This is a genomic window from Thermobacillus xylanilyticus (genome assembly GCF_907165215.1).
Lineage (GTDB): Bacteria > Bacillota > Bacilli > Paenibacillales > Paenibacillaceae > Thermobacillus > Thermobacillus xylanilyticus.
Genome location: NZ_CAJRAY010000039.1, coordinates 1 through 9,784 on the forward strand (window position 1 = coordinate 1; position 9,784 = coordinate 9,784).

Below are 9,784 nucleotides of genomic sequence, written 5' to 3' on the forward strand. Positions count from 1 at the left end.
CTTTGCCCAGCTACATCAAGGCTTGTTTGCCCATTTCATACTGCGAAAGTTGAGTTCATAAGACCCGCCGCACCCGCTTCCCAGCATGCACATCATCCCCCGGTTTCCATACCGAAACATGACATCCGCACCGCCCGCTCCTTCCCTCCCGTGGAGAAACCCGCCTGGTAGATCGTGTAGCCGCTCCACGCCTTCTCCGGCAGATAGACGGTCGTTCCCGTCGGATAGATGGTCGGGTGTCCCATATCGATCTCTCCTTGCAAAGATTTAATAGTGCAGAAACCGGTTTTGCTCCGCTTGAGCGGCGGCGGTGTCAACCGCGCCTTCCTCCCGGCGCGCTTCATTCGCCTTCGCCGTGCGGAGAATGGCATCGGCGTATCCCGCCAGATTGTCCGTGATCCGGATGAACGCCTTCTTGAGCACCGCCAGCTCCTGCTGCGTGAACTCGGAGAACAGCAGCTGGATCGATGCCCGGCTGAGCCCGCGCTGCCGGGCCAGCAGCCGGCGGCCTTCTTCCGTGATGCCGAGCGCGACGGATCTCCGGTCTTCCGGCAGCCTCCGGCGCACGGCGTAACCTTTTTTCTCCAGCTTGTCGCACAGCATCGTGATGGCGCCCGGTGAGAAATCGAGCTGCTCGGCCAGATCCCCCAGCTTCTGCTCGCCGTCGCGGTTGATCTTGTGCAGGATCAGCATGGCGGGCAGCGGGATGCCCTCAACGGCGATTTTGTCGCGCTCCTTCACAAACTTCCGGACCATCCGGCGAAAATGCCAGTCGAGCTCCTCATACTGCTGACAGTTGTCCTCCATCAAATCTCCACCCGTCACCCCTTCACGCCACGCCTGGAATGCAAAAAGGCTTCAACGACGTTCCCGCACTGTTCTTCGGGAAGTCATTGAAGCCTTTGGTCGTCCAATCAACCGAATTTTTTAGTTGTAAAAAGTTTAGCGCTAAAACTTCGTGCTCCTATCATAATATGTATTAACCCTACCTGTAAAGTATGGATTTAATAAAAAGAGAACGGGGAATGATTTCCCCGCCCGGCTCACCTTCCGCGATGCTTCTCTTTTGCCTTTTTCAACTTGATGGCTCGCTTGTATTCCTTGAGTTCTTCCCGTCTGGCTTTGCTGAGAACTTGCTTTTCCTTCTTCCGCTTCTCATACTCCAGCTGAATCGCCGCCTGGGCGAACGTCGATACGCCCTTCGCCTTCATTTCGCGAGCCGCCTGTCTTGCGAGCCGCTTCGGGTTCGTTCTGCCGGTTTGGCGCTCTTCGACCGTCAGCTGTTCCGACAACCCGTCCACGAAAGCCGGCAATGCTGTGTTGACGAACGCATAAACTTCCTGGTCCTTGGGCTCGGAACCGAACAAATACCTGCCCGCTTTCAACTTTCCGTTTACGACTTCTTCCACAACACCTACCCAGAATTGACCGTCATGATACACCGTCAATTTCACGGATAAATCCCCCTCTGAAAAAAATCATTGGAACGATGGACATCCCGAGGGGGGAAGGTTACTGATATCGGCGAATGGGCCGATACGTCTGGACTACCAACCAGACCGTGTTTTTACGCTCCAACATTTATTTTACAGCAAGTTCATCCCGATTTCACGATATTCGGATTTCGCCTTCACGGAACGGCGTTTTCAACCGTGCCCCCGTAACCGCTCTTTGCGGCCTTGCCTTTCAACTCCCATATCTCGTAGGGAGTTTCCACATCGAACTTGTACCATTGGTCTTCGTGCGCCGCATAGAGCAAAAAATACCCGAGAGGGGGCTCATCGTCCGCGCGACGTTGGGTATAAAGGTCGTAATGCCTGATGCTGCTCCCGCCCTGATCCAGAAAGTCATATTTGGCGAACGGGTAGAAGTTGCCGAGTTCGGCCAATCCGTATTCCGGAACGGTGCCGGCAGGCGGTTCAACGACCTCGCCTTTGCCCGCTTCAATCAATTGATAGAGCACTTCAATGTAGCTGTTTCCGACAACATCCTCCACGACGAAGCCATTGATCACGGCGGTTTCGAGCAGGAAAGCTGACACGTTGACGCCGTCAATGGCAAACGGCTTTGTCGTGACCGTAACGGTCCGGTTCTCGTAGCGGACGTCGCAACCAAACACTTCGGCCACGAAACGGAGCGGCACCATCATGCGGTCGTTCTTTACATAAGGCACCGCCTCCAGCCGCACCGTCTCCCTGTTCACCACCGCAATGTCGCTGCCCAGGCGCAGGGAAACCCTCGTATCTCCCTTGATGAGCACGACTTCCTGATCCGACCAGTGAACCGTGGCGCCGAGCTGATCGCTGATCACCCTGAACGGCACCATCACACGGTTGTTCTTCAGTTCCGGGGCTTCATCGGATGGGATCTCGACCGCTGCGCCGTCGGTCCGGTTTTGCATCTGAAGCTTGACAGGCGTGTCTGCGTGGACGGATGATGCGCCGAACAGCACGCCGAACGCCGCCAACATGGAGATGATGATCTTTTTCAATAACGTCCTCTCCCTGTCCGGTCCTGGTTACGGAGCGGTGTTTTCAACCACGAGCCGATAACCGTGCCGTTCGGCCGTACTTTCCAGCTGCCATATCCCGAAGACGGCTTCCTCGTCGATTTTGTACCATTGATCTTCATGCGCCGCATAGATCAGGAAATACCCGAGAGTCGATTCATTGCTCGCGAGCATTTTGCTGCAAACTTCATAATGCCTGATGCTGTTCCCGTTCCGATCCAGAAAGTCAAAGATTTCGTTACGATACCAGTCGCCGGTGGCGGCCAGCGTCCATTTCGGAGCGACGGCGGCAGGCGGTTCCACCTTCTCGCCTTTGCCCGATTCAATCGCATGATAGATCGCTTCGATGTGGCTATTCCCGACGATATGCTCCACGATGCTGCCAAGGGTTGCGAAGGTCTCGTACTGGAAGGCTGCCACGTCGACGCCGTCGATAGTAAACGGCTTTGTCGCGATGGTCACGGTCTGCTTTTCGTAGCGGACATCGCAATCGAACATCTCGGCCACGAACCGCAGCGGCACCATCACGCGGCCGCTCTTCACATAAGGCTCGGCGTCCAGCCGCACCTTCTCGCCGTTCACCTCTGCCGTGTCGCTGCTTAACCGCAGGGTGATGGTCTTGTCTCCGTTGGCGAGCACGGCTTCCTTGCCCGTCCACAGAACCCTGGCGCCCAAATGTTCGCTGATCACCCTGAGCGGCACCATCATGCGATTGTTCTTCAGCTCCGGTGCCGCGTCGGTTGTAATCTCAAGCGGCACGCCGTCCGTCCGATTATCCATCTGTAGCTTGATGGACGTGTCGGCATAGGCGGAGGATGAGCCAAGCATCACGCCGAGCACGGCCAATACATGGATGATTTTCTTCAAAATTTTCACTCCTTTCAGCTTTTTCCTATAGTTAGACGCTGAGTATGTGATCCGAGTTGCTCGCTGATCATGTGTTCGAGATCGGCTCGCCGTCAGTCCGGTTCTTCAATGCGCAATCCCAAGATAAAAGTAGGAAAAAAGAAATTCCCGAGTTATCGAGAATCATCATTCGACATCTCATTTGCGGCTTATCACAATGATAACGATGCCATTAATCAACACATAGCCGATCATCACACACCACAGAATACTGGTAGAGACCTCCTCTACCCCCAAAAAGTTAAGGATGCTGAGCGCAATAAAAAGCACCCCCAGCAAAATATGCGATGATTTGAAGCAAAACTTCAACACATGCTTATCCGTTCCTTCATTGGAATTGGGGAAGGCACCGCGGGTCATGCGAACTTTGATCACATTGATCCCAGCCAAAATAAGCGCGGCAGTCAATGCCCCCAGCAAAACACTCCAATTCACCTCATTTTGGATTACGTAAATCAAGGCTAATCCCAATAATGCACCGATCAAAACATTACTTGCTCTGAAAGCCAAATTCCATTTGTCTGATTGCTTATTCACTTCGCTCCCTCATTCCAATAATGAATCACTAACTACAGTCGCGAGCAAGATGAAGCCTTATACCTTATATGACCGACTCATCTTTCAAGTTCGCCGGTTTATTCCATCCGCAAGCTCTTCCGTCTCTGCAACCAGCTCCCGCAGCATCTCGACGGCGATGGCGGAACTTTTCTGATCCGTGCCGAGCAGCGCGATGATCGTATCGATCCGCTGCTTGTAATGACGGGGCTTGACGCGAAAGCCCTCGATCATGCGCACCGCCTTCTTCTCATGGATGCAATAGGTTTCGTTGAGGGCGAAGAGCACCTGATTCATGCTGGAGATCGACCGGAATATGTGCCCCGCAACATAGGAAATGTCGTCTTTGTCCACCGTTTTCTCCGCCAGCAGCAGCGAGAACGAGGCTTCAAACCGGAAATAGCCGGTGATCGCGTCTTTGACGGCTTTGGGGTAGGGGGACGTTTTCGCTTTGAGCGCTGCGATCCGCCCCGTCGGGTCGGACAGGATTTGGCAGACGGCGATTTCCCCCATGTACATGACATTGAGGTACGCGTGCGGATGGCCCGCCTGGTAATGGGACGTGACTTTGCCATGCAGACATTCGTCGATCACCCCGGCCACCCGGTGAATGTCGCGGAAAATAAAGTCCACGTGATACCCCTGCACCACCAGCCAGCCGCCACCGTTCACCCACGGTCCCCATTGCCCCGGCGCGAAAATCAAATTTTCCCGGTGCTCGTCATCCCATTTCGCCGCGATTTTGCTGATGCCCTCAAGATCAAAGCCCGCGGATTCATCATAGTAAATGCCGATATCGACATCGGAAGTCTCGTGATGCGTGCCCCTGGCTCTGGACCCGCCCAGCACAACCCCCGCGACGCCGGATACGCCCTGCAGCTCTTGGCTGATTTGCTCGATCAACTTCTGTACGGTCATGATGCCATCAACTCCGATCCCGACTTCCATCTCTGGAATTTAAGACGCTCGGCTGACGATTTGGGTTGCTGGTTTCACCGGGAAAGTTTGGTTATAAACAATGAACATATCGGGTTAAGCGGTGCTTCCGCTCTCCATATTTGAATCGAAAATCAATCTTACTTAAAGTAGTTTTCCATCAGTATTACAGAATCCGAACCGATCTGGAGGCCGATGTATTCTACGTCTTTTAGTTTAAATTTTTTGTAATCCTTGATACCGAGATAGATTTCATCGCTGGCGTTAATTACGGGATTATAAAACGCCCTCCAATCACCAGCATATTCCCTCATACTGGTGTTCTCGGGGCGCATTTTCAGCGGTTGTCCCGATTGAAGCATATACAGCGGTACTCCCAATGTTCCCTTTACTGTTGACACAATCCGGAAGTATTCTTTACCGTTTATTTCAACTCGATCAATTCGGGAAAACGTGGTGTTGCCAATCGTGAGCGGCCAGTCCGTTTCTTTGACAAATCGAACGGTTTTGTGATGCTTGCCAAAATCCGGGCTATTGTAGTCCCAGATTTTTAAAACACCTTCAGCACTTTTTCCAGTAAAGTATTTGAGATACGGGTCAATCTTGACCTTTTCTGTCATTTCTTCCAGGGCCGGAACGTTTTTGTGACCGATCCATACATACCGGCTCAGGGAATCCCATTCCACCGTCTCCCCGAGCTGTTCTGAAACAAACCGGGTCGGCACCATCGTACGCCCCTTCGTCGCATAAGGAGCAGCAAGCAGCTCTTGTTTTTGTCCATTCACATACGCCGTCTTAGATCCAATCGTAATGGTTACCTTTCGATCCCCGCGTACGAAAGTGATGGTCTTCCAGTCCGGCGTGACATCCAGATTCGCGCCGAGTGCATTCGCAATGGCACGGAACGGGACAAATACAACGTTATTCTTTACCTCCGGCTGCACATCGCTAGCAACTTGACGTGCATTGTAGAGAACCTTAATCGGCAGATCGAATTGACGGGGTGCCGGCTGATTAGCAGCTGCTGCGGCGCCAATCGAAAAGAGCGACAGCACGACAACAAGCCCGATTATAATCATTTTTCTTAACAAATTAGCCCCTCCTTGCTTTTCTGTATCTATAGGGTATCCGACCATTATCATACCTTTTATTACTAAAGAACGCGAATCTTCTTGCGTATCATTAGTAACACGTGACCAATTGTAGTCAGGGAGACCGAGATCACGCCATGAAAAAAACACCAACAAACGATTTTAGACTTAAACGTCATAACGCTAAACTTCGTCTCAATCGTTTGTTACGTGCTTCTGCCTTAAAAATGTACTCCAGCGCCTGCTATGACACCTGTCATCTTCATCTGTTGATACCTGTGAATACCGTCGCGAAATGGCCCGTTCTACAATGAAACCGACAACTATGATGGAGTGAGGCATCGTGACGGTGGAGAAAAGCAACAACCGGATCCGTCTGCTGGACATCTTGCGCGGATTCGCCATCTTCGGAACATTGGGAACGAACATCTGGCTGTTCGCCCATTTGGGCGATCTGAACGCTTTGTTTTCCTACGGCGCCGAGTGGTGGACGTCGGTCGACGATTTTCTGAGATTGCTCGTGCTGTTTCTGGTTAACGGCAAATTTCTGGGGATGCTGACCATCCTGTTCGGCGTCGGGCTGGAGCTGAAATACCGCCAAGCCTTGCGAAAATCCGCCCCCTGGCCCGGCACGTACCTGTGGATCTGCCTCTTTCTGCTCATCGAAGGCTTCCTCCACTTCGCGCTGGTGATGGAGTACGACATCCTGATGAGCTACGCTGTCACCGCCGTCATCGTGTCGTTCATCGTCCGCGGCGGCGACAGGCGGATCAACCGGGTGCTGAAAATTCTCGCCGGCTTCCACGTCTCCGTGATGCTCGCGGTCCTCGCGGTCGACATCTACTTCAATCTGTCGGGGGCCAACGTGTCATTCGGCAGCATGGAATACGTCGCCGCCCTGTACCGGGAAGGTGCCTGGATGGAACAGGTCGTCTATCGCCTGTCCAATATGGTGCTGCTCCGGTTCGAAGCCTTGATGGTCATTCCCCTGAACATCATCCTGTTCCTGACGGGCATCCGGCTCATGCGCGCCGGCGCCTTCTCGCCCGATGAACGCGGCAGGCGCATCCGTCGCGTCATGCTCCGGATCGGCCTCGGCCTGGGGGTGCCCCTCAATCTGCTTCTCTTCGTGCCGAACGGAGGATTCGATCTGGGCATCCGCTACCTGTTCGCGCCGATCCTGTCGCTCGGGTACATGGCGATGATTGCGCGGCTGGTGGAGCGCAGCGAGCACCTCAAGGTATGGCGCTTCATGGAGGCAGCCGGTAAAATGTCATTGAGCTGCTATGTGCTGCAAAATCTGCTCGCTTCCTTCATCTTCTACGGCTGGGGCCTGGGATGGGGAGGCAGACTCGGCAGCTTGTCCGTGATCGGCGTCTGGCTTGCCGTCTGTCTGGCTGAAGCCGTGCTCGCCGCATGGTGGATCGACCGATGGAAACTCGGTCCCATGGAATGGACGCGAAAAGCTTTGCTCAAAATGGTCGCGGCGCGTTAGCGGCAAACCTTGCGGAGGCGTTTACCGGCATGAGCGGATTCCGGTTCAGAATTTACCCGGAGAGTCAAATCCAGCGTTATCTGATCATCGATATCTTCATTTGCGTCTTTCTGTTCTATCAGGTGCTTACAGTCGACAGTCCAGTCGGACGGTTCGGCACTTTCCTTTTGCTTGCGCTCTTTCTGGCCTTGTTCTATATGGGGCTGTGGTACAGAGGCCTGCGGCTGCTGCTGGTCGTGGCGGCCGGATGCGGGCTGATGACGGTGTTCGCCGTCTTCTACAACCCGTGGATCCTGCTCTTCGCGACCGTCTTCGCCGACTTTCTCGGCCGGGTCCGCTCCGGATCACATCTCGCGGTCGGGATGGCCGCCATCTTCGCCATGTATCCGGTCACCAACTTCGTTCTGCACCGGGATGCGTTCCATTTTCTCCATACGGCCCATCTGCCCTTTCTGATCGTGCAGCTGGCCATTCCGTTCGTCGTGCGCATCCTGGAAAAATCCGAATCGCTCAAGCACGAACTGGCCTCCGCCAACGAACGCATCGCACTCTACGCACAAGAAGAAGAACGCCACCGGCTGGCCCGGGACCTGCACGACACGCTGGGACAGACGCTGACCATGATCAAAGTCAAAAGCGAACTCGCCATGCGCATGATGGACAAACATCCGGAGCGGGCCAGACAGGAAATGCAGGAGGTGGTCCGCTCGTCCCGCCTCGCGCTCAAGCAGGTGCGCGATCTCGTCACGGACATGAAGTACGTGTCCCTGGATCAGGAGATCGAGCTCGGCCGTTCGCTGCTGGCCAGCGCGGGGATTCAGTTCGACTTCCGGAAAGCGGCGGACAGGCCGAACCTGACCAAAGTGACGGAAACGATGCTGGCCCTGGCCGTCCGGGAAAGTCTGACCAATGTCGTAAAGCACAGCCAGGCCAAACATTGCACGGTTACGGAGCGGGCAGCCGACGGGTGGTACCGCCTGGACATCGAAGACGACGGCATCGGCCTGACGGACGATCCGACCGCGGAGGGCCACGGCCTTGCAGCCATTGAAGAGCGCATGCGCCTGCTTCAGGGAGAAGCCCGCATCGGCCCGTCGCCGGCCGGCGGCGTCAAAATATCGCTTGCCATTCCGTTGCAGCCCGCGGGGGAGGAAGCTTCATGATCCGCATCGTCATCGCCGAAGATCAACAGATGCTGCTCAGCGCCCTGGCGTCGCTCATCCAGCTGGAGGAGGACATCGAAGTGGTCGCCCAGGTCCCGGACGGACGCCAAGCATTGGACGCCATCCAGACCCACCGCCCCGACATCTGCCTGCTGGATATCGAGATGCCCGTCCTGAACGGTCTGGATGTGGCGGAGGCGGTCAAGCGGAAGCAGCTCGGCTGCAAGATCATGATCGTCACCACCTTCTCCCGGCCGGGCTATCTGCAGCGGGCGATGGAGCTGAAGGTGGACGGCTATCTGCTCAAGGACGAGCCCATCGAGTTTCTGGTGGACGCCATCCGGAAAGTCCATCGGGGACAGAGGGTCATCAGCCCCGACCTTGCCGCGTTTCTTTTCGAGAAGGAAGAAAATCCGCTGTCGGAGCGGGAACGCGAGGTACTGCAGCTGGCGGCGGAAGGCAAGACGACGGACGAGATCGCGGGCTCCCTCTATCTGACGAAAGGAACGGTGCGCAACTATCTGTCGTCCGCGATTCAGAAGCTGGAGGCCCGGTCCAGGCACCAGGCGGTGAAGAAGGCGATGGACAAGGGGTGGCTCTAGACGCCGTCCGCTTCCCTGTAAGCGGACAGCCTCTCCTCCAATGTGCCGGTGTGCAATTCAAACAGATTGTTGTCGTAATCGTAGAAATAGATGGAGAGCCCTTCTCCCTTGATCCTTGGCCGGGGCGGCTTCATTTCGAGGTTCAGTGCTTTGATTTTGGCGAGACAGCGCTCCGCGTCTTCTTCCCGGATTTTAAACGCCACGTGGTGGTAGGTGCGGTTGACGATTTCATCGCTTTCCATGACGGCGATCCACTGTCCGCCGATGATGAAGAATTTTTCTTTATACAACGAATGGGTCTTGTCCCCGCTGCAATAGACTTCTTCGGCATCGAACAGTTCTTTGTACAATGCCGCCGTTCTGTTCAGATCCTTGACCACGAACGTGATATGGCTGATCCCCTCAATCAATGTTTTCCCCTCCCCTCCCACGAAACCGAAGCATCAGCATTGATGCTGATTTTTTTTTTTTTGAATATCAAGTTGCCTCAGCAAATCCTTCACATGCGAACATTTGTTTGATATACT

The 9,784-nt window shown here is 54.7% G+C and carries 12 protein-coding genes; 3 read left to right on the plus strand and 9 right to left on the minus strand.

What is annotated here, in order from left to right:
* Positions 1–92 precede the first annotated feature (92 nt).
* The 8 genes from KJQ12_RS08365 to KJQ12_RS08400 form a co-directional block, all read right to left on the minus strand.
* The gene (locus KJQ12_RS08365) at positions 93–245 is read right to left on the minus strand and encodes a hypothetical protein (RefSeq protein ID WP_213484280.1); all 153 of its coding nucleotides are present in this window, start codon (positions 243–245) and stop codon (positions 93–95) included.
* A 22-nt stretch (positions 246–267) separates the two neighbouring features.
* The gene (locus KJQ12_RS08370) at positions 268–807 is read right to left on the minus strand and encodes a MarR family winged helix-turn-helix transcriptional regulator (protein WP_213484267.1); all 540 of its coding nucleotides are present in this window, start codon (positions 805–807) and stop codon (positions 268–270) included.
* Positions 808–1,043: 236 nt separating this feature from the next.
* Positions 1,044–1,454 (minus strand): YjdF family protein, encoded by a 411-nt coding sequence (locus KJQ12_RS08375; RefSeq protein WP_213484269.1) that lies wholly within the window; start codon positions 1,452–1,454, stop codon positions 1,044–1,046.
* Positions 1,455–1,630: 176 nt separating this feature from the next.
* Positions 1,631–2,491 (minus strand): copper amine oxidase N-terminal domain-containing protein, encoded by an 861-nt coding sequence (locus tag KJQ12_RS08380; protein WP_213484270.1) that lies wholly within the window; start codon positions 2,489–2,491, stop codon positions 1,631–1,633.
* Positions 2,492–2,518: 27 nt separating this feature from the next.
* Complete coding sequence (locus KJQ12_RS08385; RefSeq protein ID WP_213484271.1) at positions 2,519–3,376, minus strand: stalk domain-containing protein; 858 nt, start codon at positions 3,374–3,376, stop codon at positions 2,519–2,521.
* A 177-nt stretch (positions 3,377–3,553) separates the two neighbouring features.
* Positions 3,554–3,952, minus strand: coding sequence for a hypothetical protein (locus KJQ12_RS08390; RefSeq protein ID WP_213484272.1), 399 nt, complete (start codon positions 3,950–3,952; stop codon positions 3,554–3,556).
* Positions 3,953–4,036: 84 nt separating this feature from the next.
* Positions 4,037–4,888 carry a nucleotidyltransferase domain-containing protein gene (locus KJQ12_RS08395; RefSeq protein WP_213484273.1) on the minus strand — a complete coding sequence of 284 codons (852 nt, stop codon included), beginning with the start codon at positions 4,886–4,888 and terminating at the stop codon, positions 4,037–4,039.
* Between the two features lie 158 nt (positions 4,889–5,046).
* Positions 5,047–5,997, minus strand: a complete 951-nt coding sequence (locus KJQ12_RS08400) for a copper amine oxidase N-terminal domain-containing protein (RefSeq protein WP_213484274.1) — start codon at positions 5,995–5,997, stop codon at positions 5,047–5,049.
* Positions 5,998–6,346: 349 nt separating this feature from the next.
* On the opposite strand from KJQ12_RS08400, the gene KJQ12_RS08405 reads away from it, so the two are divergent.
* Genes KJQ12_RS08405 through KJQ12_RS08415 form a run of 3 tightly spaced genes read left to right on the plus strand, consistent with a single transcriptional unit; the run spans position 6,347 to position 9,257 of the window.
* Positions 6,347–7,492, plus strand: a complete 1,146-nt coding sequence (locus tag KJQ12_RS08405) for a DUF418 domain-containing protein (protein ID WP_041854065.1) — start codon at positions 6,347–6,349, stop codon at positions 7,490–7,492.
* Positions 7,493–7,521: 29 nt separating this feature from the next.
* Complete coding sequence (locus KJQ12_RS08410; protein WP_213484275.1) at positions 7,522–8,655, plus strand: sensor histidine kinase; 1,134 nt, start codon at positions 7,522–7,524, stop codon at positions 8,653–8,655.
* The gene (locus KJQ12_RS08415; protein ID WP_213484277.1) at positions 8,652–9,257 is read left to right on the plus strand and encodes a response regulator transcription factor; all 606 of its coding nucleotides are present in this window, start codon (positions 8,652–8,654) and stop codon (positions 9,255–9,257) included. Before KJQ12_RS08410 ends, KJQ12_RS08415 begins: the two co-directional genes overlap by 4 nt.
* Here the strand turns inward: KJQ12_RS08415 and fosX are convergent.
* Positions 9,254–9,667 carry a FosX/FosE/FosI family fosfomycin resistance hydrolase gene (fosX, locus tag KJQ12_RS08420; RefSeq protein WP_213484279.1) on the minus strand — a complete coding sequence of 138 codons (414 nt, stop codon included), beginning with the start codon at positions 9,665–9,667 and terminating at the stop codon, positions 9,254–9,256. The two genes, KJQ12_RS08415 and fosX, sit on opposite strands and share 4 nt — an antisense overlap.
* Between the last annotated feature and the right edge of the window lie 117 nt (positions 9,668–9,784).

What these genes read in the sequence shown, in the direction of transcription:
- KJQ12_RS08395 (WP_213484273.1), bottom strand. Translation starts at nt 4,888, where the DNA reads ATGACCGTACAGAAGTTGATCGAGCAAATCAGCCAAGAGCTGCAGGGC.
- KJQ12_RS08410 (WP_213484275.1), top strand. Translation starts at nt 7,522, where the DNA reads ATGAGCGGATTCCGGTTCAGAATTTACCCGGAGAGTCAAATCCAGCGT.
- KJQ12_RS08415 (WP_213484277.1), top strand. Translation starts at nt 8,652, where the DNA reads ATGATCCGCATCGTCATCGCCGAAGATCAACAGATGCTGCTCAGCGCC.
- KJQ12_RS08365 (WP_213484280.1), bottom strand. Translation starts at nt 245, where the DNA reads ATGGGACACCCGACCATCTATCCGACGGGAACGACCGTCTATCTGCCG.
- KJQ12_RS08370 (WP_213484267.1), bottom strand. Translation starts at nt 807, where the DNA reads ATGGAGGACAACTGTCAGCAGTATGAGGAGCTCGACTGGCATTTTCGC.